The sequence below is a fragment of the Pseudomonas sp. S2_F07 genome (genome assembly GCF_054668325.1).
The window spans coordinates 668,570-690,159 of sequence record NZ_CP162758.1 but is presented as its reverse complement, the minus strand read 5'-3'; the positions used below and the strand labels follow the sequence as shown (position 1 = coordinate 690,159).

At 54.6% G+C, this 21,590-nt stretch carries 18 protein-coding genes and 3 pseudogenes; 9 read left to right on the top strand and 12 right to left on the bottom strand.

Annotated elements, in window-relative coordinates:
• Positions 1 to 3: 3 nt before the first annotated feature.
• Positions 4 to 759, top strand: a complete 756-nt coding sequence (locus AB4O40_RS03015) for an SDR family NAD(P)-dependent oxidoreductase (RefSeq protein WP_056724851.1) — start codon at positions 4 to 6, stop codon at positions 757 to 759.
• Positions 760 to 850: 91 nt separating this feature from the next.
• On the opposite strand, the pseudogene AB4O40_RS03010 reads toward AB4O40_RS03015, so the two are convergent.
• The 11 genes and pseudogenes from AB4O40_RS03010 to AB4O40_RS02960 all read right to left on the bottom strand — a co-directional run.
• Positions 851 to 1,027 (bottom strand): annotated as a pseudogene (locus AB4O40_RS03010) (SDR family oxidoreductase); the annotation flags it as partial.
• Positions 1,021 to 1,938, bottom strand: coding sequence for a DMT family transporter (locus tag AB4O40_RS03005; RefSeq protein WP_460056185.1), 918 nt, complete (start codon positions 1,936 to 1,938; stop codon positions 1,021 to 1,023). The pseudogene AB4O40_RS03010 and the gene AB4O40_RS03005, both read right to left, overlap by 7 nt.
• Positions 1,939 to 1,974: 36 nt before the next feature.
• Positions 1,975 to 2,988, bottom strand: a complete 1,014-nt coding sequence (locus tag AB4O40_RS03000) for a GlxA family transcriptional regulator (protein WP_223541198.1) — start codon at positions 2,986 to 2,988, stop codon at positions 1,975 to 1,977.
• 54 nt (positions 2,989 to 3,042) lie between these two features.
• On the bottom strand, positions 3,043 to 3,891 hold the full coding sequence (locus AB4O40_RS02995; protein ID WP_160386883.1) for an ABC transporter permease: 849 nt from the start codon (positions 3,889 to 3,891) through the stop codon (positions 3,043 to 3,045).
• The gene (locus AB4O40_RS02990; protein ID WP_460056190.1) at positions 3,888 to 4,736 is read right to left on the bottom strand and encodes an ABC transporter permease; all 849 of its coding nucleotides are present in this window, start codon (positions 4,734 to 4,736) and stop codon (positions 3,888 to 3,890) included. Before AB4O40_RS02990 ends, AB4O40_RS02995 begins: the two co-directional genes overlap by 4 nt.
• Entirely contained in the window at positions 4,733 to 5,851 is a 1,119-nt protein-coding gene (locus AB4O40_RS02985) for a quaternary amine ABC transporter ATP-binding protein (protein ID WP_409079455.1), read from the bottom strand. Before AB4O40_RS02985 ends, AB4O40_RS02990 begins: the two co-directional genes overlap by 4 nt.
• 74 nt (positions 5,852 to 5,925) lie before the next feature.
• Complete coding sequence (locus AB4O40_RS02980; RefSeq protein ID WP_150723832.1) at positions 5,926 to 6,777, bottom strand: glycine betaine ABC transporter substrate-binding protein; 852 nt, start codon at positions 6,775 to 6,777, stop codon at positions 5,926 to 5,928.
• A gap of 68 nt (positions 6,778 to 6,845) precedes the next feature.
• Positions 6,846 to 8,191, bottom strand: a pseudogene (locus AB4O40_RS02975) (NAD(P)/FAD-dependent oxidoreductase).
• Entirely contained in the window at positions 8,188 to 9,705 is a 1,518-nt protein-coding gene (locus AB4O40_RS02970; protein ID WP_056724837.1) for an aldehyde dehydrogenase, read from the bottom strand. Before AB4O40_RS02970 ends, AB4O40_RS02975 begins: the two are co-directional and overlap by 4 nt.
• Positions 9,698 to 10,609, bottom strand: a complete 912-nt coding sequence (locus AB4O40_RS02965) for a dihydrodipicolinate synthase family protein (protein WP_409079454.1) — start codon at positions 10,607 to 10,609, stop codon at positions 9,698 to 9,700. The genes AB4O40_RS02970 and AB4O40_RS02965 overlap by 8 nt, the downstream gene beginning before the upstream one ends.
• Positions 10,606 to 10,731 (bottom strand): annotated as a pseudogene (locus AB4O40_RS02960) (GntR family transcriptional regulator); the annotation flags it as partial. The pseudogene AB4O40_RS02960 and the gene AB4O40_RS02965, both read right to left, overlap by 4 nt.
• Positions 10,732 to 11,093: 362 nt before the next feature.
• Between AB4O40_RS02960 and AB4O40_RS02955 the strand changes: the two are divergent.
• Entirely contained in the window at positions 11,094 to 12,329 is a 1,236-nt protein-coding gene (locus AB4O40_RS02955) for an aromatic ring-hydroxylating oxygenase subunit alpha (protein WP_056724833.1), read from the top strand.
• A gap of 114 nt (positions 12,330 to 12,443) precedes the next feature.
• Here AB4O40_RS02955 and AB4O40_RS02950 read toward each other — a convergent pair whose 3' ends face one another.
• The gene (locus AB4O40_RS02950; RefSeq protein ID WP_056724831.1) at positions 12,444 to 13,397 is read right to left on the bottom strand and encodes a LysR family transcriptional regulator; all 954 of its coding nucleotides are present in this window, start codon (positions 13,395 to 13,397) and stop codon (positions 12,444 to 12,446) included.
• A gap of 448 nt (positions 13,398 to 13,845) precedes the next feature.
• Here AB4O40_RS02950 and AB4O40_RS02945 point away from each other — a divergent pair, with 448 nt between their 5' ends.
• From AB4O40_RS02945 to AB4O40_RS02915, 7 genes are all read left to right on the top strand, one after another.
• Positions 13,846 to 14,883 (top strand): quaternary amine ABC transporter ATP-binding protein, encoded by a 1,038-nt coding sequence (locus AB4O40_RS02945; RefSeq protein WP_056724830.1) that lies wholly within the window; start codon positions 13,846 to 13,848, stop codon positions 14,881 to 14,883.
• Positions 14,884 to 14,931: 48 nt separating this feature from the next.
• Positions 14,932 to 15,897 carry a glycine betaine/L-proline ABC transporter permease ProW gene (proW, locus tag AB4O40_RS02940; protein ID WP_056724828.1) on the top strand — a complete coding sequence of 322 codons (966 nt, stop codon included), beginning with the start codon at positions 14,932 to 14,934 and terminating at the stop codon, positions 15,895 to 15,897.
• A 67-nt stretch (positions 15,898 to 15,964) separates the two neighbouring features.
• Positions 15,965 to 17,008: a glycine betaine/L-proline ABC transporter substrate-binding protein ProX gene (proX, locus tag AB4O40_RS02935; RefSeq protein ID WP_409079451.1), complete on the top strand. Its 1,044-nt coding sequence runs from the start codon at positions 15,965 to 15,967 to the stop codon at positions 17,006 to 17,008.
• A gap of 87 nt (positions 17,009 to 17,095) precedes the next feature.
• Positions 17,096 to 18,445: an MmgE/PrpD family protein gene (locus AB4O40_RS02930; protein WP_056724824.1), complete on the top strand. Its 1,350-nt coding sequence runs from the start codon at positions 17,096 to 17,098 to the stop codon at positions 18,443 to 18,445.
• Between the two features lie 48 nt (positions 18,446 to 18,493).
• Positions 18,494 to 19,528: a GlxA family transcriptional regulator gene (locus AB4O40_RS02925; RefSeq protein ID WP_414919082.1), complete on the top strand. Its 1,035-nt coding sequence runs from the start codon at positions 18,494 to 18,496 to the stop codon at positions 19,526 to 19,528.
• A gap of 96 nt (positions 19,529 to 19,624) precedes the next feature.
• On the top strand, positions 19,625 to 20,776 hold the full coding sequence (locus tag AB4O40_RS02920; RefSeq protein ID WP_223541215.1) for an MFS transporter: 1,152 nt from the start codon (positions 19,625 to 19,627) through the stop codon (positions 20,774 to 20,776).
• A 138-nt stretch (positions 20,777 to 20,914) separates the two neighbouring features.
• Positions 20,915 to 21,556, top strand: a complete 642-nt coding sequence (locus tag AB4O40_RS02915) for a dimethylsulfonioproprionate lyase family protein (RefSeq protein ID WP_056724818.1) — start codon at positions 20,915 to 20,917, stop codon at positions 21,554 to 21,556.
• Positions 21,557 to 21,590: the final 34 nt, after the last annotated feature.

The window sequence follows — 21,590 nt, the reverse complement described above, 5'->3', positions numbered from 1 at the left end:
GCGATGCTCAACGGTAAAAATGTAGTGGTGACCGGGGGCGGCAGAGGGATTGGCCGAGGCATCACCGAACAATTGCTTGAGGCGGGAGCTACTGTGTTGATCGCTCAGCGTCAGGCACTGGACGTCGACTTGCAAAGTCACCCTCAGGTCTATTTCGTCGAGGCAGATCTCGCTTCGGTGGAGTCTCCAGGTTTGATCGCGCAAATAGCCCGGGAGCAGCTCGGCGGAGTCGATGTCCTGGTGAATAATGCGGGGTTCATGTTCGAGAAATCGATTGATGAGATGACCGAGCAGGACTGGGATCGCATGATGGCTGTCAATCTGCGGGCACCAGCGTTCTTGTGCAAGGCGTTGGTGCCTCAGATGCGTCAGCGAGGCGGTGGCAGCATCATCAACATCGGGTCGATCGAAGGGATAGGCGCCAACCCTGAACATGCCGCGTACTGTGCCTCCAAGGCTGGCATCCATGGGCTGACCCGAGCCTTGGCAGTCGATCTCGGACGGGACGGCATTCGCTGCAATGCCATTGCTCCAGGGTGGATAAACTCCGAGTTGAGTGATGCATATCTCGCCGCTCAAGCTGATCCGCATGCGGCGCGCCAGGCACTCCAGCGCCTTCACCCGGTCGGACGTACCGGATTGCCGGCGGATGTTGGCGGGACAGTCGTTTTCCTCGCTTCGCAGTCATCGGCCTTCATTACCGGACAAGTGCTCGTGGTGGATGGGGGGCGCACAGCGAAACTGCCACTGCCGTTTTGATCGAATCAGCCTGACAACCTGACTTGCAACGGAGGGAGTCACTTACTCTCCTCCGCTGCAAAATTTCGTGACGGGCACGTATTGATTGCTTGGGCGCTTTGTTCTCTATCAGGCAATTGCCACCATCGACCACCAGCAATTCACCGGTAATGTAACTGGACTCCGGTGACGCCAGGAGCGTAACGGCAGCAGCCAGTTCCCCTGGGCGACCTGCCCTGCCAACCGGGACATACTTCGCTGCATTCTCTTCCTCTGGAGTGTTCACGCCTTGGCTTTAATCGCATACAGCCCACCGATAATAACCAACGCTGCTCCGACAACTACCCATGTGTCGGGGTGCTCGGCAAAGACGATCACACCAATCAAAGTGGCGAACACCAGAAGCGCATAGTTGAAAGGTTGCAGGGTAGAAGCGGTTGCGTATTTCAGTGCTTGAATGAACAGAATCTGAGCGACTACGCCCGTCAATGACAGGATCCCCATCAAGAGGCCCTGGACCGGAGTCGGAGAAACCCATGCGGGTAGCCCCGCAAATGTGACTGTCAGGGCACCCACACTTGCCATAAAGAGCATGTTCGTAGCAAAGGCGTCGTGCTGGCTAATCCGGCGCGTCAGTACGTTGAACACCGCGAATGCTAAAGCAGCCAGCAGGGGAATCAGCGCCGCGAGTTCAAAAACGCCCGCGCCTGGTCGAAGGATGATCAGTGTCCCGGTGAACCCTATGGCGGCGGCAATCCAGCGCCGCAGACCTATGAACTCCCCAAGCACGGCCCCCGCCAATGCCAGTGCCATCAGCGGAAATACGGCATAGAGCGCATGCATTTCGGCCAGGCCCAAATATCGTAGCCCCACTGCAAACAGTATGGTTTCACCCACGGCTAACAGCGCTCGAATGATTTGGAGCCAAGGGTGCTTACTGCGAAAAGACTCTTTGCCCCTACCTTGGCAGGCGGCATATCCGAGGGCAAAAACGACAAACACCCAATAGCGCACCATGACCAGTTGGGCAACCGGGAAGTCTTTGACAAGCACCTTGGTTAGTCCGTCCTGGCTCGCAAAGATAAGCATTGAAAGCAGGCATAAAAAAATCCCGAGTTGAGGCCTTGCGACGCCAGCACCAGCGGTAACGGTGGGCGCAGCATTTTTTGTTTGGTCGCACTTCAATCGCAACTCGGTCATGCCCTCCTCCCTTAACTTTTTGCGACAGCCCGGTTTTTACTTCACCAACCGCGTTTCTCTCGAAGGCCGGTAACCGAAGTACGAGCTGTAGCATTTACTGAAATGGCTCGGTGAAACAAAGCCGCACGCGACCAGCACGTCAACCTGAGACAGCTCTGTGTGCTGAAGTAATCGCCGTGCTTCGGTAATGCGCAATTCCAGGTAATACCGTTGCGGCGTGGTACCCAGTTGCTCTTTGAACAAGCGCTCTATTTGTCGACGGGAACGACCGGCATAGACCGCAAGTTGGTCCATTTGCAACGGTTCTTCCAGGTTGGCATCCATCAGTTTGACCACCTCTTTGAGGGGGGCACTCAACGAGATGTTCTGTGTCGGTTTGATACGCCGATACCGCGACTCTTCGAAAGACAGAATGTCTTCGATGCCCTCGACAAGTGCCTTGCCGTGCAGCCCTTTGATCCACTCGAGAGCCATATGATAGGCACCCGCCGGACTCGAAGCCGTGAGCCGGTCTCGATCCATGACAAATGCTTCACTGGTGACATGCGTGACTTTTGAAATTTCTGCGAGCGCGGGTCGGTGTTCGGGATGAATCGCACAACGATATCCCTCAAGCAAACCTGACACGCCCAAAAACCACGCCCCATTCCACAGCCCGGCCAGGGTGATACCCAGTTCCGATGCCGTTTTAAGGATGCTGATCAGCTCGTGATTGACTTTGAGTTCGGTGCGATAGCCGCCGCATATGACCAGCAAATCAAGGTCTTTGAGTGCTGCCACGTCCAAACGCGCATCCGGTCGAATGACCAGGCCAAGGTCGCTGGTAACCTCTCCATCCTGCACCCCGAAGGTTCGTGAAGAGAACAACGCCGGACGCAAAAGGTTGGCAGTGACAATCGTATCGAGCGCTTGCGTAAATGCAGGCAACGAGAAGTGCTCGAGCAGTAAAAATCCTGCCCGGGCATGGGCCCTCGACTCACTCCGGGTCTCTTCCACATAGCGCAGGTTTTTACCTTTCATACACCCGCTGAAGTCTCGTCGTTCGATCACTTTAAGCCTCGCTTGTTTACACTGACGAACGTCGCCGACGTTCAGCCGCCCCCTTCAAAGGAGTTTACTGGGCGAGTGACGCTGCAACGCGCCCCGTGACAGTCGATCCAACAGCAGCGCAATAGCGACAATGGCCAGGCCCGCTCGAAGGCCTAATCCCATCTCCATCCTCGAGAGGCCACGAGTCACTTCAGCCCCCAGACCGCCCGCCCCCACCAAACCTGCCAGCACCACCATCGCCAACGACATGAGGATACATTGGTTCAGGCCTACCAACAGCGTGGGAGCGGCAGTCGGCAGTTCAATTTTGAACAGAATGTCTTTAGGTGAAGCACCGGACGCCTGGCCCAACTCAAGGAGATCCTTGGGCAGCTGCTTGAAGGCCAGGGTCGTCAATCTGAGCATCGGCGGGATGCCGTAAACAATCGTTGCGATGATCGCGGGCACCCGTCCCAAGCTGAACAGCATCACGGCGGGGATCAGGTATACCCAGGGCGGCACCGTTTGCATGATGTTCAGAATCGGCAGCAACGCTTCATCTACACGCTTCACCCGGGCGGCCAGAACCCCCAGCGGGAAAGCGATGGCGACAGAGATCAGGACCGACACGCTGACCAGCGCAATCGTCTGGATGGACGCGACCCAAAGGCCAGCGAACAAACAGAAAGCCAACATCACCGCAGCGAAAACAGCGACTCGTTTATTGGCAAAAAAGAACGCCGCAACGACGACAATACCGATGAATAAGTACGGATGGGGAGCAAGCAGCGCCCCCTCCACTGCACCGAGTACCGCCTCAATGACCTGACTTATCCCTTTGAACAATCCATGTAAATTAGTGTTCAGCCAATCAACGGCGGGAGCCAGGTAATCGCCTGGAGAAAATTGAATGTGCGTTGTCATTGGGAAGCCCTCACCCGCGCCTGTGCAGCACTCTGCGCCAGACGATCCAGGATCATGGTCAGGATAACGATAGCGATGGCCGCGTTGATCGACTTGGCGATATCCAACGTACGGATGGAACCGTAAATCGCCTCGCCCAAACCGCCCGAACCCACAATGCCGGCGATGACGACCATACCGAACGCCATCATCAAGCTTTGGTTGACACCGGCCATGATGCTGGGCATGGCGAACGGTAAGCGGATCTTGAAAAACATCTGGATTCCAGTCACACCGCTGGCCTCTCCCAACTCGATGAACTCCTTGGGTGTCATGCGAATACCCAGGGAGGTCAGTCGTAGCGCAGGGGGAAGCGCGACGATAAAAGTCGCCAACAGCGCCGTGGCAGGGCCGTAGCCGAGCAGTGCAATGGCCGGTAGCAGGTAGATGTAGGGCGGCATCGTCTGGATCAAATCCAGACAAGGATCAACCACGCGATCAAAGGCCGGCGCCAGACCGGCAATGACCCCCAGCGGAATGGCGACAACCAGTGCCAGGACAGTCGCTGTAAGCACCAGGGCAAGCGTGCTGACTGTCTCTGGCCACAAGCCGATGAGGTCGCAAAACAACAGGGCCAAACCTGCAAGAATTGCAAAGCGAACGCCAGCCAGACGCCAGCCAATCCACGCCATGACAATCGCTACAACGTAGTGCGGTGGATAGGCGACACACCACAGCACGCCTTCGTAAATGCCATTGAGCACCGCATTGACGGCATCGAACACGAACTCGCCATTATCTGAAAGCCATTCCAGTCCTGTATCAATGGATGCATCGAACTGACTGGAAAAATCCGGCATGCTCATGCGGACGCCTCCATCGCGTTGGCCGTAGCTACGGGCGCCAACTCGTTGGGAATACCTTGAACGCCACGCAGCAGATCACGAGGCGTGATGATCCCGACCACTGTTCCGTTATCGACCACGGCAAGCCCGTCCCGCCTGGACTTCATCGTCAAGCTGATAAGCTCATCGATATCGGCGTCAAGCGAGGTTTGGATGAGCCGGGAAATATCGCAAGTCGGCTGTGCAGCCTTGTAGGCCTGGACAGACGTCATGACCGAGTGAGCCTTGACCAGATGCAATCGGGAAATGCCGGCGACGAATTCCGCCACGTAGTCGTCAGCCGGGTTGAGCACGATTTCCTCGGCGGTGCCAACCTGAATGATGGCGCCATCCTTCATGATTGCAATGCGGTCACCGATGCGGATGGCCTCGTCCAGGTCGTGTGTAATAAACACCGCGGACTTGCCCAGCTCCTTGGTCAGCAGGCGGAACTCATCCTGCAACTGTCGGCGAATCAGCGGATCAAGCGCGCTGAACGGCTCATCCATCAAAATTATTTCTGGGTCAGCTGTGAGTGCACGCGCCAGTCCGACCCGTTGTTGCATGCCGCCTGACAGTTCGCCTGGATAGCGTGAAGTCCACTCGCTCAATCCAACCTTTGTCAGCGCCTGCTCGGCCACTTTGTAACGTGCAGCCTTGCCCACGCCCTGGACTTCCAGGCCAAACGCGGTGTTCTCAAGAACCGTACGGTTAGGCAGCAAGGCAACGCTTTGAAAGACCATACCGATGTGACGCGCCCTCACCTCTCGCAGTTGTGCCGGCGACAAGGATGAAACGTCCTTGCCTTTGACCAGCACCTTCCCCGAGCTTGGGGTGATCAGCTTGTTCAGCAACCTTATAAGGGTGGATTTGCCACTGCCGGACAAACCCATGATGCAAAAAATTTCCCCCCGGCGAACCTGGAGACTGACATCGGAAACCCCGACCACACAGCCATGGTTTTGCAGGATCCGGGTCTTTGAAAGACCCTGCTGGACAACCGCGTCCATGGCTGCAGGTGCATTTTTACCGAAGATTTTCCAAACCGACTGGCAATCTATCAGCACTTCGTCAGAATTAATTGTGGCCATTGTCATTTCGCAATCCATCGAACCAGTTGTTTGCTGGTTTTTTAATTAATCAAAGGGCGGCAGTGGCAAACAAACCAAACTTAATAGTTCTTGATATTTCCCCAACGATTTACAAGATCTGTATGACCATCAATCCAACCCTTGATAGCCTCGTCCATGGTCTTGCCATCCTTGACTTCGGCATTCATCGCGGTGATGTCCGTGATAGGCACATAAACACTGGCCATCAGTTCACGCGCACGCGGATTGGCTTCAGCGAAGCCTTTGTGTCCAATCCAGTAATAACCCTGCAACGGCGGGAAGACCCCTTTTGGATCTTTCAAGAATTTGAGATCAAATTTCTTGGTCATCCAGGAAGGATCCCAGACGGTTACCGCCACCCATTCTTTTCGGTCGACTGCCGACTTTAAAGCCGCGGTCATGGCCGAAGTACTGCCCTCGACCAGCTTGAGCTTGATGTCGTACGCTTTGACCACGTTGTTCGCGTCACTCATCAAACCCGAACCTGGTTCGATGCCAATGATTCTGTTCCCCAGTTTGTCCGCGTTTGCATTCAGCTGTTCGATGGAGTCGATGTCTACGTAACTGGGTACTGCCATGCCCTGATAAAGACCAAAGGAGACCGGTGACAGCTTCTCGATTTTGTTCTTGTTCTTTTTCCAATAATCGGCGGCGGCGTAATCAATCTGGGAGGCCAATACCTGAATATCCCCTTTGCTGAGTGCAGCGTAAGCGATACCCCACTCGGAAAACTCCACGACTTTTACGGTATACCCAGCGTTCTCAAGTACCTTCTTGGTAATGCCGGTAATGGGCACCAAATCCTCCCAAGACATGGTCCCCATTACTATGTTTTTTTCTTCAGCGTGTGCCTGCAAACTCATCATGCCCACAAACGCGAGCGCGCAGAATGCCTTCCAAATATTCTTCATGGATTGTTCCGTTCTTATTAGTGACTTATTAAACGGCCTTTATAGGAAAAGCCGACAACTTAAACTTGCTAACCTTCTCGCCCGGCCCAAAACTCATGCCAACGAATGACCGAACTGACGCCCAGCTTCGTTATTATTTGGGGGGGAGCCTGCTGGGTCCTGGCGCGTGACTGAAACTATCCAGAAAATCAGAACGTATACCCGAAGCCAATTCCGCTGCCATTACACCTGCCAGCGTGCTCTTGACCGTTCCCAACCCATTTTCGCAGCAAGCCGAATACAGGTTTTCTTCGATCTCGCCAAATGCAGCGGCGCTGTTACGACTCAAACACAGACGGCCGGCCCAACTGAACTCCAACGCAGTGGATTTCAATTCGGGAAAGCGTGCATCCAGAGACTGTCGCTGTTCTTTGGCAACCGCAGCCACACGCTCTGGGGTGACCTGGATACTCGGGTCATAGGTGAATTTTGTCCGGATGACGATACGCGAGAGACCGTCCGTAGAGATTTTACGAACAGTCGCTCCCATTGGATCAGCTGGCAACAATGCCCACTTGGCTCTACCCGGCACGTCTTTCTTGAATGCATCATCACTGTACGCAGCCGTCATGGAGGCGTAAGTGAAGACGTGCAACAGGCGTCCTTGATAATGTCCAAAGTCCTCAATGTGCCCGTTAACCCCCAGGATGACCTTGGGTGCGTGCACCGTCCCGTTATGAGATCGAGCGCTCCAACCGCTTCCCTGCTTGGTCAATTCAATAATCGGAGAGCGTTCGAACAGCGTGATTTTCCCTTCGAGCCCTGCTGCCAGGTCCCTAATGTATTGAGCGGGTTGAATCAACACTGCGCCGGGTGTGTAGATCCCACCGTGGTAATAGGTGGACCCGGTGATTTCGCGCATTTGCGCGGCATCAAACATCTCGAACTTTTCGCCGATGCGCTCAAGGGACTGTGCGTAATTGACGTTCAGCTTCAATCCCCGCTCAGTGGCGGCCGCGTTGATCTTCCCTGATGGGTCAAAGGTGTTTGTGGACATGCCGTACTCGCGTGCGGCTTGCGCGGCAAACTCAATCGCAAAACGATTTTGCGTGATTTCCAGCGCCGTTGCAGACTCACTCGCCACGGAGTATTCCCCGGACGACAGACTGTGCGGCACATCGATCATGAAGCCAGAGTTCCTGCCTGCCGGCCCCTTGGCGACTTCATGAGCATCGACCACAACAATGCTGTCACCGGGGTGTAACTGTGAAAGTCTGCGAGCGGCGGACAAGCCGGCAAAACCGGCACCGATAATCAGCCAGTCCGCCGTCACGTTTCCATCAAGCATGCGGACAGGCGCAGTGCGTGCGGAAATCGCCTCCCAACCCGAAACCCCAGTATCTACCGGCAGGCGCTTGATGGTATGGGTGCTCATTTTTCGGTCTCTTCATCCGACCGATCAGACACATCGATCCAGATTGTTTTGATTTCGGTGTACTGGTCATGGGCAAAAATGGATTTGTCCCGACCACCGAAGCCCGACTCCTTGTAGCCGCCGAATGGCGTCGAAGCATCGCCCTCACCAAAGCAGTTCACGGTGACGATGCCGGCGCGAATCTCACGCGACAACTTGATCGCCCGGCGCAGACTGGCGGTGTATACCGAGGCGGCCAGGCCGTAGACCGTGTCATTGGCCAGGGCAATGGCTTCGGAAATCGAATGAAAGGTGGTGACCGAAAGAATCGGGCCGAAGATCTCTTCCTGGAACAGCCGACTGTCTCGATCGACACCGTCAATCACTGTCGGCTCTACGAAGGCACCGTCTTTCGTCGCGCCGCCGTACACAACTTCAAGCTTTGCGGCGGTGGCGTGCTCAAGGTACGACTTCACTTTGGCGAAATGCTCTGGGCTGACCAGCGACCCTACGCGGTTTTCCGGATCGAGTGGGTCACCCATTTTCCATTCGCGGATGTAGGCGCCCATGCGCTCCAGCAGTTCGTCCTTAACAGACGCATGGACGATCAGACGTGAGGTCGCGGAGCAATTTTCACCCATGTTCCAGAACGCGCCATTGACGACATGCTGAGCAACGAGATCCAGGTCTTGCGCATCGTCCATCACCACGGCCGGGTTTTTCCCGCCGCACTCAAGGACGATGCGCTTGAGGTTCGAATCGGCGGCGTAATGCAGGAAGCGGCGGCCGGTCGCAGTGGAGCCGGTGAAGCTCACCATGTCGACATCGTGATGCAAACCGATCGGCTCACCGACGTCTTTGCCCGTGCCGGTCACAATGTTGAGGACACCAGCGGGTATACCGGCTTCAAACGCCAGCTGAGCGACACGCAACGTGGTCAGCGAGGTTTGTTCAGCAGGTTTGACGATGACCGAACAGCCCGCAGCGAGCGCCGGCCCGATTTTCCAGGCCAGCATCAGCAGCGGGAAGTTCCAGGGCAATACGCAGCCCACCACGCCGATCGGCTCCCGGACCACCATGGTCAGCGCGTCGCTGCCCACCGGGGCGGTGTTGTCATAAATCTTGTCGATCAGTTCTGCGTGCCAGCGGATCGTGTGGATGGTGTCCGGGATGTCGACCAACTGACATTCACTGACAGGTTTGCCGCTATCGAGACTTTCGAGGACGGCCAGTTCGTGTTGATGGTTTTCAAGCAGGTTTGCAAACTTCAACAGAACCGCTTTGCGCTCCCGAGGAGAAACAGATCTCCAGCGTCCATCCTCAAAGGCCTCTTTGGCATTGCTCACCGCAAAGTCGACATCCTCGGACGAACAGGCGGCGACGTCAGTCAAAAACTCACCTGTCGCCGGATTGTTCGTGGCGAAGGTTTTGCCAGAGATCGCGGGCTTGAACGCGCCATTGATGAACGCCTTGGATGGCAGCGAAATGTCTTTGGCCAGAGCGGCATATTCGGCCTTGCTCAGAAGATCACCCATGGCTGGCTCCCGAAGAAATGTTGGCTACGTTACGTTTGAGTTCAGTAATGAGCGACGCGAAACTCTGCTTTTCGTCCGCTTCAAGTGGCTGCAATGGCAGGCGCACGTTACCGACTTTCAATCCGGCAACTTCACAGCCGTACTTGATCGACTGCACGAACTTGCCACCGTCCAGGGCATTCATCAGCGGCATCATTGCCGACATGATTTGACGGCCTTTGTCGAAGTTCTTTTCGATCACGCAGGCTTCATAAAGCGCTACGTGTTCCCTGGGCAGGAAGTTGGAGCCTGCGCACACCCAACTGCGGGCGCCCCAGGCAAAAAACTCGAGGGCCTGGTCGTCCCATCCGCAGGACAAAGCGATGTTGGGGAACTGCCGGGCCAGCATATGCACCTGACCCATGTCGCCGGAACTTTCCTTGATGGCGACGACGTTTTTCGATTGGCTGACACGCGTGAAATACTCTTCATCCATCGAAACGCACATGCGCCCCGGATAGTTGTAAAGCATGATCGGCAAGTCCGCTGCGCGATCGATAGTGAGCGCGTGAATCGCGTTTTCCTGTGAGGTTGGCAGCGCGTAAGGCGGGGACGTGACGAGAATGGCGTCCGCTTTGATCGATTTGGCATCCTTGGCGTACTGAACCGCATCTTCGGTACGAATCGCCCCGGTGCTGACGATCAGTTGCACCCGAGTGCCGATCACATCTTTGGCGTAGGCCGCCAACTCGGTGCGTTCTTCCGACGTCTGCGCATAATACTCGCCGGTCGACCCGCCGATAATAATGCCGTGCACCTTCGCCTCAATCAGCGACTCCAAAACTTGGGAGTACACATCCCAGTCAACCTCCCCATCAGAGTTATAAGGAGTTACTGCTGGCGTATAAATACCTTCAAATTTCAAGATGAATGCTCCGAATGCGAGTTAGGTGGAAGGTCAATGAACGCGTCAGCTTTGATACCTTGAGGCGCGATAAAAACCTCCATGTTTTCACGGGACAGTTCCCAAGACTCAAACACGAGATCGCCAGAGGTTGTTTTACTGACTAAGTACCGTTAGCTGTTGAATCCAGACTGGCATGGGGCAATAGAGTGGTCAATAGCGTGTCTTCCTCGCGCAGACATCTTTAAAGCGATATAGCGCACAGCGTCGAAAATTATTTATTCATTAAATTCAATAGGTTACGAATATCATCTTAAAGCTACGCTATCGATCGATAACATTTGTTTATGCATTGATAAGCGTAAAAGTTTCTTGTTGGGGTGTGATTGCAGACGTAGTCTTTACAACAGCGATATTTTACCGGCGAAATGGCGTTACCCAATATCTAGATTGATGCAAACAATGGTCTTTCGTCGTCCCTTTGGTATTTTGGAGTGTGTTGACCGTGAGCACTAAATCGGCAGTTTCAAATCTTGTTGCGCAGCGCAAGCCTGACCATGCGCTGCCAGGTGCCCTTTATAGCGATCCAGACGTTTACAGGCAGGATCTGGAACAGATCTGGCACAAAAGCTGGATCTTCGCCGGGCACACATTTGAGCTGGAGAAGTCGGGTCAGTACCTGTCGCTGCAAATCGGCGATTATCCTGTCGCTATCGTGCGCGGCGCAGACAAACAGATTCGGGCCTTCCACAACGCCTGCCGTCATCGCGGTTCAAAGGTGTGCCCGCAAGCCAGCGGCAAGGTAGCCAAGCTGGTGTGCCCTTACCACAAATGGACCTTCGAGCTGGACGGCAGACTGCTGTTCGCCGGGAATATGGGGGAGGATTTCGACAAGTCTCAACATGGGTTGAAGTCCGTGCATTGTGAGGTCGTCGAAACGTACATCTATGTGTGCGTCGCTGATGTGGCGCCTGACTTTTCGTCATTCAGAAAGTCTCTGACGCCCTTCGTTGCGCCTCATAACCTGGACGACTGCAAAGTCGCGTTTGAGTCGAACATCATCGAGAAAGGCAACTGGAAACTGGTTTTCGAGAACAACCGCGAGTGTTACCACTGCGATTTTACTCACCCGGAATTGATGCACTCATTCGTTGACAACCCATCAGTGGGTGGCGCCGGCGGCGATGAGGATCTTGAACTCAAAGAGCATTGGGATCGTTGCGAAGCGGCAGGCCTGCCCAGCCGATTGGTCATGGACGAAGACGGTCGCTTCCGCATGACGCGCATCCCCCTTTTTTCCGGTGCCGTCAGCTACACAATGGATGGTAAGCCCGCGGTTGCCGGTCGCTTGGACACGACCGGTGAAGCCAACATCGGTGCGCTGCTGTATTTCAACTACCCATCGACCTGGAACCACTTTCTGGGCGATCACGCGCTGAGCTTCCGCGTTCTGCCCATCGGTCCGGGCGAGACGATGGTCACTACAAAATGGATCGTCAAGAAGGATGCGCAGGAAGGTGTCGACTACGACATCGATCGCCTGACCAAGGTTTGGCTTGCAACCAATGACCAGGATCGCACCCTGGTTGAAGGCGCACAGGTCGGCGTCAGCTCTCCTGCTTACGAGCCGGGTCCGTTGTCGGTGGCCAGCGAAATTGGTGTGTGTCAGTTTGATGATTGGTACTGCAAAACGATGCTTGAGCAACTCAATGACACGATCCCGTTAAGATCTGTCGGCTAAGAGCAAAACTGCCGGTGGCGAGAACCACGAATGATCACCGCCGGCATACCCAAACTTCTCCCCTCCCCGCACCCCGAGTCACGGCTCAATCAGTACTCCTGCCTTCCTGACAGCTCAGGAAAACTGGGCGAGAATCCAGTCTCGTAGCCGACAACACGCGTCGTCATTGATCCGGTCTTCACGAAATGTCAGATAGTGCTGACTTTCATGGAGAACCACTTCCTCTTCGATCGGCCGAATCAGCGTGCCGTTTTCGATCAGGTTTGCAACCAGGTGATTCCATCCGAGGGCTACACCCTGATGGGTCAACACCATGCTGATGACCAGGTTGTAGTCGTTCGCGTTGAAAACGTGAGGGCTGTCGTGGGGGCGTTTCTCGATATCAACATCGTGATAAGCCAGCCAAACACCCCAGTCAACGTGCTCCGCTACCTGGGATCTGCCATAGGGGCTGAGGTTGAGCAAAACCCCGTCGCGCAGTGCTTCCAGGCTGGACAGCTCAGGGTGCTCCTCTTTGTAACGAGGAGTGCACACCGGGTAGATGACGTCATGAAACAACGGATAACTGCGGTAGCCATCCTGAATCCTGGCCATTTTGGTGATGAAGATGTCCGGAGTTACACCCGGCTCCATCGACAAAAAGTTTTGAGTGGTGACCAGATTGAGGTCGATATCTGCGTTTTTGGTAAAAAACCCCGGCAGCTTCGCTGCGAGCCAGAGGGCTGAAAACGCGGGAGAACAGCAAAGCGTCAACGTGCGCTTGCCTGCATTGTTGGTGCGAATGCGCTCCGCCGCCTGGGAAATGTTGACGAAAGATATCTGTGCCGCATCAAAAAAGATGGTTCCGGCTTCCGTCAACTCGACTGCTCGCCCCACTCTCTTGAAGAGATCCACCCCTAGGTACGCCTCAAGTTCCCGAATCTGACGGCTGATTGCCGCTTGAGTTACGCACAGTGCTTCTGCCGCACGCGTAAAGCTCTGATATTTTGCGGCGGCTACGAATGACTTCACTGCTTTCAGAGACGGCATTTTCAGCAGCGTCATGTCTGGATCGATGTGCTTAACCATAACCTAGAGTATTGAATATCCGGTTCGGGGCCCTTTGGAGGCCGTTAGGGACGAGATCGGCGAGAGGGTTCCACCTAGAGCCTAGACTGGAGCGTAGCTCAAACACAGAGCCTAAGACAGGGCCAGCCGCACTCGTCTGCGCAACTGGCACTGCCGCAGTCGCAAATTGACATAATTAAATGATTGATAACATGACGTTATTGATTGGCTGGAAGAAATGTTGTTAGACGCTGACTCTATTAGGTAATAACTTGGTTCTCAACGGTACTGCTTAATTCAGCGCTGATAAAACAAGAATAATAAACATCAAATAATAAAGAGGATGGTCACAATGACTATTTCCCAACCTTTCTCCCAGCTTGACTGCCCCCACAAGCACCGTCTGAACTGATCAAGACACGTACACCTGAATTCTTGGTCTTACATCGTAATTGCAGCAGGAGGGGTTATGAGTCTTGGTGACGAGATACTCTCGGTAAAAAACATTTACAAAGTCTTTGGTGCTCAGCCAAAACTCGCGATGGAGATGCTGGCTCGCGGTGCTGATAAAAGTGAAATTTTCAGCAAAACCGGTCAAGTCGTTGGCGTTTTTGATGCCAGTTTCTCCGTAAAACGTGGAGAGATTTTCGTCATCATGGGGCTTTCCGGTTCCGGGAAGTCGACGATGGTCCGCTTGTTCAATCGACTGATCGAGCCAACCTCCGGAACAATCCATCTCAACGGCCAGGAAATCACCGGTCTGTCGGATGCTGATCTCCTCAGCGTTCGTCGCAAAGACATGAGCATGGTGTTTCAGTCGTTTGCCCTGATGCCTCACATGAGTGTGATCGACAACGTAGCTTTCGGCCTGGAAATCTCGGGTGTCGAGGAAAGCGAACGGCATAAACGTGCACTCGAGGCACTTAAACAGGTGGGGCTCGATGGCCACGCCTACAGTTACCCGCACCAACTGTCCGGCGGTATGCAACAGCGGGTAGGTCTGGCCCGAGCGCTGGCTAACGACCCAGCCATCCTGCTGATGGACGAAGCCTTCTCGGCACTCGACCCGTTGATTCGCCACGAAATGCAGGGCGAACTGATCCGCCTGCAGGCAGAACAGCATCGCACCATCATCTTCATCTCCCATGACATTGACGAGGCGATTCGCATCGGCCATCGCATTGCGATCATGGAGGGTGGTCGGGTAGTACAGATCGGTACCCCGCAAGAACTGCTTTGCAACCCGGTGAACGATTACGTCAGGGCTTTCTTCAAAGGTTTCGATGCCTCGAAGATCCTCAAGGCTGGCGATGTTGCCAGGATTTGTGCAGAGCATCCGTACGCCGCGGATCAATCCACGCCTACGCTGCGCGACGATGTACTCCTGCAGGACGTCTTTCACATCGTTGCCGATGCAGTTAATCCAGTTGCCGTCCTGGATCGCCAGGGTGTGTTCAAAGGCACGATCTCCAAGAGCCTACTGCTTCAGACAATGAGCCGACACTAATAGTCTCTATTAGCTGGCTTGCCAGGCTCGGACATTCAGGTGATTAGCATGAACGAATTCAGTTTTCTAGACCCGTTTCAATCCATCAACGTCCCTTTGGGCCAATGGGTAGAAGTTGCCCTGAATTATATGGTCCATAATTTCCGCGAGATATTTCGCTCGATAAGATGGCCTATCGACCAGGTACTTAATGGTATTCAGTACGGACTACTGGCCATTCCTCCGTCAATATTCATTATTATCGCCACACTCTTTGGTTGGCAGGTAGGCGGAAAAAAAATAGGTATTCTTTGCTTTGTTACTCTTACGCTATTAGGCGTGATCGGCGTGTGGAATGACGCCATGATTACCCTCGCTCTGGTGCTCACTTCACTGTTTTTCTGTGCAGTAATTGGCATACCGCTGGGTGTCCTGTGTGCCCGGAGTGACCGGCTGGAGATGCTTCTGCGGCCAGTGCTCGATGCAATGCAAACACTGCCTGCTTTTGTTTATCTGGTACCCGTGGTGATGCTGTTTGGTATCGGCAACGTACCGGGGGTACTGGTCACGATCATCTTTTCGGTAGCACCACTGGTCAGGCTCACCAATCTGGGAATTCGCCAGGTACCGGAAGACAAGGTTGAGGCCGCCCGGGCTTTCGGATGTACCCCACGCCAGATGCTGAGGCGGGTTCAGCTTCCTTTAGCTGCACCAACGATCATGGCGGGTTTGAATCAGGCATTGATGTTGTCACTGTCGATGGTGGTGATCGCATCAATGATTTCGGTTGGTGGGTTGGGGATGATGGTGCTTCGCGGGATTGGCCGCCTTGATATGGGCTTGGCAACCGTCGGTGGCTTGGGCCTGGTATTGCTGGCGATTTTCCTTGACCGCCTGACCCAGGCGATGGGCGAGCGCAGTAACAGAGCAACCAAAGGTGAGCACTGGTACCAGACCGGCCCGGCGGGTGTCATTTATCGCCTGAAAAGAAAAAACGCGATTACAACAATAGAAGTCAGTCCCAAAGAAAGTTAACCCGCTCAGTGGCGCGTCGTGAACCAAAAGAAATGCCAACTCAGTAATCCAGCCAAGGTAAACAATAATGAACTTCACAACAGTCGGAATAAAACAGAAATTCATTCATTCTGTGGCGCTTTTAGTACTAGCGGTTTCACCTGTTTTCGCATCGGCCGCCACGGCGCAGTTGCCCGGAAAAGGGGTATCGATCACTCCCATTTTCCCGTCAATCGCCGAAGAGCGATTCCGTGGAGAGATTGCGATGGCGGGTCTCAAGGAATTGGGCTACGACGTTGAGACACCCAAGGAAACCGAGTACTCCACCATGATGGTAGCGATTTCCAATGGTGACGCTGATTTCTCGGTACATCTGTGGGAGGAGCTGCACAAATCTTTCTACCAGAAGGCCGGTGGCGATGAGACGATGGTGAAAACCGGCGACATTATGCCGGGCGTGTTGCAGGGCTACATGATTGACAAGAAAACGGCTGATGAACACCACATCACCTCTATCGAAGATTTACAGAAACCGGAAATTGCCAAACTGTTCGATGCTAATGGTGACGGTAAAGCTGACCTCACTGGTTGCAACCCTGGTTGGGGATGTGAGCTCATCATTGCCCACCATATGAACGCCTATGGCCTGGAAAAGACCGTTACCAATAACCAGGGCTCCTACTTTGCCCTGATGGCTGACACCATCGCTCGTTATAAACAAGGCAAGCCGATTCTCTATTACACCTGGGTGCCTCAGTGGATCTCCGGTGTTCTGGTCGAAGGTAAAGATGTTGTCTGGCTGACCGTGCCGCGTACGGATCTTCCAGGTGGCAAAAACGATGTCAACACTACCTTCAATGGTAAAAACCTTGGTTTCGCGGTAGACAGTGTCAAAGCGGTCATCAATAAAGAGTTCGCCGAGAAAAATCCGGCTGCGGTGAAGTTCCTGTCTGAAATGCAGATCACTACCGACGATGAAAGCGCGCAAAATCTCAAAATGCACAATGGCGAAAAAAGTGCGGCTGACATTACCCGGCACGCCAAAGAATGGATCGCGGCTCATCGCGCGAAATACGACAGCTGGCTAGCAGACGCTCGCGCCGCGGCAAACACCGCCACCGCAAAGAACTAGTCCCTTCTTATAAAGCTGCATAAAAGGTTGCCCTTCACCGGGCAACTTTTTTATCCGTTTCGGCGTTCATCACTCGGGAATATTGAAATGCAGTTGTATTCATTCGTCCAGAATTTCAGTTACAAGGACGCGCCCCTACATACACGCGAGTTGCTCAAAACTTGCCTGCTCGACATCATTGGCGTGGCCGCCGGAGCTCGCAATAATCAAACCAGCGTGATGCTCAAAACCTACGCTGACACCCACTACACTGCCAACAAGCTGTCCAGTCGCCTTTGGTTCGACGGCAGAGCCGTACACCCATTGGGCGCCGCGTATGCCGGCGGTTTCTGCGTTGATAGCCTGGATGCACATGAAGGTCACTTCACCTCCAAGGGACATGCGGGTGCGACCGTAGTCCCGGCCGTTGTTGCATTGGTAGACGCGTATCGTCGTCAGGGCAAAGACATCAGCGGCGAAGAGTTCCTCAGCGCACTGTGCATCGGTTACGAGACTGCCTTGCGGGCGGGCCAGGCATTGATGGCCACTGCCCCGGAATATCATGCTTCAGGTGCCTTTTCCGGGATCGGGGTCGTTTGCGCCGGAGCCCGCTTGCTGAAGCTTGATGAAACGACATTCCGTCATGCGCTGGGTATCGCGGAATACTTCGGCCCGAGGTGCCCGATGATGCGCCTGGTGAGCTTTCCGACGATGTTGCGCGATGCCCACGGCGCCGGGGCGTATGCCGGACTGAACGCATTACTGATGGCACAGCTCGGTGTCACTGGCGCTCCAGCCGCCACTGTTGAACCTTTGGAGATTTCCACTTTCTGGCAGGACATCGGAACCCGTTGGGAGATCGACGAGCAATATTTCAAACCATGGCCGGTATGTCGCTGGGCGCAACCGGCACTCACGGCCATGACCGATTTGATGCGAGCACATCCAGTCATCACTGCAGAGTTGATCGAGACCATCGATGTCGAGACATTCCACGAGTCTGTGTGCCTGCAGGGGCATTTTCCGAAGAGTGCGGACGAGGCCCAGTACGCGCTCGCATTTCCGCTGGCCGCCTTGATCGTTCGTGGAAAGCTGGGCCCTGACGAAGTCACCGGGGACTCCATTCATGCGCCAGACATCCTGAACATCAGCGGGAAGATAACCCTTCACGAGGCGCCCGACCTGTCCGCCAGGTTCCCTGAGGAAATCCTCTCCCGCGTCACGGTTACCCTGAAAGACGGCACGCGTCTTACGAGCCCAACCGCGACGGCCAAGGGCGACCCCGGCAACCCTATGTCGAGTGCCGAACTCACGGCTAAATATCATTTGCTGGCTGATGACAGCTTGGGATCCACGCTCAGCAATGCGATCAAGAACAGTGTTGATGCACTGCCTGAGAGCGATGACTGCCAGTCATTCTTGGATTTGTTGCTGTCTGCGCCAAAAACCGCTGTCTAGATTGCGAAACGGTTTCGTAGCTATTGGTAAAGGTGTCAAAGAGGACTTATGCCATTCGTATTCGAGAGCGTGCTTAAAGACAAGAACATGGGGTACTCCTATACGGCGCAGAAACCAATAAAGCCGCAGGCGGTGACTCGTGTAGCTTTCGTGCTTTTGAACAATTTCTCGATGATGTCGTTCACCGGCGCTATCGATGCGCTGGTGACCGCCAACCTGATTAGCGAGACACCGGCGTTTGAGGTGTTGACGGTCGGCATCAAGAACCGTCTTGTGATGAGCGATCTGGGAATCGCCATTTCAGCGGACCTGGAGTTATCCCAACTACCGGATCGTATCGACGTTCTCATTGTCGCTGGTGGTTTGCGAGTGAAGCTGATCAGCGACCCACTGTTACGGCGCAAGCTACGTAACCTCGCATCTCTTGGCGCGACCATGGGCGGTTTGTGGAATGGTGCGTTTTTTCTGGCGGAAGCTCAATTAATGGACGGTGTCGAGTGTGCCTTCCATCCAGATGGGCGAGCGATGATGGAGGATGTTTTCCCCAAAGTCCTGGTCACTTGTCGAACGCACGTAATCGATCGAAACCGTATCACGTGCGCCGGCGCCAGCAGCTCGTTACGCATGATGCTGGAGCTCATCACCGCTAAACAAGGCGTGTCGCTGACCCATGCTGTCGAGGAAATACTCAGTTGCGATCAAACCGCTGAAGTCTCCGGGATATCGACTGTCATCGTTGACACTGACCCCACCTTGCCACAAACCCTGAAGCTCGCTTTAGAACTGATGCAAAAGAACATCGAAGAGCCACTATCGATCGACGAGTTGGCTGAATGTGTGAACATTTCCCGACGACAATTGGAGCGTCGCTTCTGCCGTTTCGTGGGCGCCACGCCCACACGCTACTACCTTGAGCTGCGCTTGACTCGAGCACGTCAGCTTATTCTGCAGAGCAATCGGCCGATCACCGATATCGCGATTGCGACCGGCTTCTGTAGTTTCGCCAACTTCCATATGCGCTTTCGTGACTTCTTTGGCGTAGCGCCAAGCAGTTATAGAGCAACGTATGAGCGCAGGCGCTAAGTTTTGAAACCCGTGCACGCGAAAAACATACGAAACCCGCACTGTCCAAGCCGAGTAAACGATGGCTGACATCATCGATAAGGATTACCGAGAATTATGAATGCTCCATCGCCGGTGTTGATACCCACGGCTAACCACAGCGAGCGGATGTCTACACGCATTGCCTTCCTCATCGCAGGCTTACTCATGTCCGCTTGGGCGCCTCTGGTTCCATTGGTTAAAGCACGCGCCGGCCTGGACGATGGTGGCCTGGGTTTGCTGCTGCTTGGCCTTGGCGGAGGATCTATTGTGGCCATGCCCTTCGCTGGCTATCTCACTGCACACTATGGATGCCGACCGGTCGTAATCTGGGCGACGATTGTCTTGTGTGCTGTTCTTCCACTGTTGAGCACCGTGGCCTGGCTGCCTGGCTTGGTCATCGCTGTCACTCTCTTCGGTGCCAGTATGGGCATGCTTGATTGCGCCATGAACATACAGTCCGTCATCGTCGAGAAAAACAGCGGGCAGGCACTTCAGTCCGGCTTCCATGGCCTTTACAGCGTCGGAGGCATAGTGGGCGCCGGGGCCATGACCGCTTTATTGACCTTAGGGCTCGATCCACTGATTGCGGCGCTCTGTATCGTTGCCACCGTTTTGGGATCGCTTTACAAGGCTGCGCCTGCTTTGCTGACTTATGGCACCGAACGGGGTGGGCCATTGTTCGCGGTGCCCAGAGGTATCGTGCTGCTTTTAGGGACGCTCTGTTTCATCGTCTTCCTCACTGAAGGTGCAATGCTTGACTGGAGCGCAGTCTTCCTTGTCTCAAACCGAGGGTTAGAGCCGAGCATTTCCGGTTTGGGCTACGCATCCTTCGCCGCTGCGATGACTGTGGGCCGCCTGACGGGGGACGCCATCGTCAGCAAACTGGGCGGCGTGCGCGTCGTTGCGCTTGGCGGGCTTTGCGCAGCCGCGGGCATGATTGTGTCGCTTGGAATCGATGGCTGGCCCGCGTCCTTGATCGGCTATGCCCTGGTCGGGGCTGGCTGCTCGAACATTGTCCCTGTGCTCTTTACCGCCGTGGGCCGCCAGCAACGTATGCCACAGGCAGTAGCGATCCCCGCTGTCATCTCGATGGGTTACGCGGGCATTCTGATCGGTCCCGTGTTTATTGGGGCGGTCGCCCATCTAAGCACCTTGTCGTTCGCTCTGGGCGGTCTGATTGTCCTCCTCGTTTTTGTCAGTGCAACAGCACGATTTCTTCGCAATTAACCCAATCGTTTCCGGCGCGATTTCAGCATTGGCCATTGCGAATCGAACTCTTCGCCCAGAAAACCAGGAGGCATCTCGACGGATGGATCACTGAGTTTTCAAAGTCACCTGCCAGTTACGTTCAAGAGGTAAACGGTCATGCAGTCGTATTTACAGATGTCGGAACAAGAACTCCTGATACAGGGAGTGGTGATGCGCGAGGCACTCCTGCGAATCCTGGCCCGTCATTCTCAAGGGAGTAGTGATGATGGCGTGGATACAGAAATCTGTGTTTGTGCCTTGAGCAATGCGCGCCTGGACATCGGCTTGCCTCCGTTCTCGGGCACTTCCCTGCCCGCTTGCCTGGAGCCCACGGTAGCACGGGCATTGGCGGATGCTCCCCGAACGGATCGGGACTTCAAGATTCTGCTATCGGCTCTTGAGACCCTGCTGTCCAGTAGTCGCTGGATAAAACGATCGGCTTCAGAAGGGGACGATGATGCGTTTGAAGAAAGGCACCGACATGCGCTGATTCTCGGCAAGGGCGCACTGCTTGAATGTTCAACTTTGACAGTGGGGTTGGCGGTAATGGAGCCCAAACTTTGCTATCCGTACCACAAGCATCCTCCGGCAGAGTTTTATGTCGTTCTATCGGAAGGTTACTGGTATCGGGAAGATGTTGGCTGGTGGAATCCCGGGCCGGGCGGCGTAGTGTTCAACCCACCATCGGCTGTCCATTCCATGAGGTCAACCGACAAGCCGTTGCTGGCACTCTGGGGACTTTCCCATGCAGTGGATTGATGCGCCGACAATCAGCAGACTGCTCGACTATCCA

Bases quoted from the DNA above. Each gene is read 5' to 3' on its own strand.
- AB4O40_RS02990 (WP_460056190.1), bottom strand. From the start codon at position 4,736: ATGAGCATGCCGGATTTTTCCAGTCAGTTCGATGCATCCATTGATACA.
- AB4O40_RS02985 (WP_409079455.1), bottom strand. From the start codon at position 5,851: ATGACAATGGCCACAATTAATTCTGACGAAGTGCTGATAGATTGCCAG.
- AB4O40_RS02945 (WP_056724830.1), top strand. From the start codon at position 13,846: ATGAGTCTTGGTGACGAGATACTCTCGGTAAAAAACATTTACAAAGTC.
- proX (WP_409079451.1), top strand. From the start codon at position 15,965: ATGAACTTCACAACAGTCGGAATAAAACAGAAATTCATTCATTCTGTG.
- AB4O40_RS02930 (WP_056724824.1), top strand. From the start codon at position 17,096: ATGCAGTTGTATTCATTCGTCCAGAATTTCAGTTACAAGGACGCGCCC.
- AB4O40_RS02915 (WP_056724818.1), top strand. From the start codon at position 20,915: ATGCAGTCGTATTTACAGATGTCGGAACAAGAACTCCTGATACAGGGA.
- proW (WP_056724828.1), top strand. From the start codon at position 14,932: ATGAACGAATTCAGTTTTCTAGACCCGTTTCAATCCATCAACGTCCCT.
- AB4O40_RS02995 (WP_160386883.1), bottom strand. From the start codon at position 3,891: ATGACAACGCACATTCAATTTTCTCCAGGCGATTACCTGGCTCCCGCC.
- AB4O40_RS02920 (WP_223541215.1), top strand. From the start codon at position 19,625: ATGAATGCTCCATCGCCGGTGTTGATACCCACGGCTAACCACAGCGAG.
- AB4O40_RS03005 (WP_460056185.1), bottom strand. From the start codon at position 1,938: ATGACCGAGTTGCGATTGAAGTGCGACCAAACAAAAAATGCTGCGCCC.
- AB4O40_RS02980 (WP_150723832.1), bottom strand. From the start codon at position 6,777: ATGAAGAATATTTGGAAGGCATTCTGCGCGCTCGCGTTTGTGGGCATG.
- AB4O40_RS02925 (WP_414919082.1), top strand. From the start codon at position 18,494: ATGCCATTCGTATTCGAGAGCGTGCTTAAAGACAAGAACATGGGGTAC.
- AB4O40_RS02970 (WP_056724837.1), bottom strand. From the start codon at position 9,705: ATGGGTGATCTTCTGAGCAAGGCCGAATATGCCGCTCTGGCCAAAGAC.
- AB4O40_RS03015 (WP_056724851.1), top strand. From the start codon at position 4: ATGCTCAACGGTAAAAATGTAGTGGTGACCGGGGGCGGCAGAGGGATT.
- AB4O40_RS02950 (WP_056724831.1), bottom strand. From the start codon at position 13,397: ATGGTTAAGCACATCGATCCAGACATGACGCTGCTGAAAATGCCGTCT.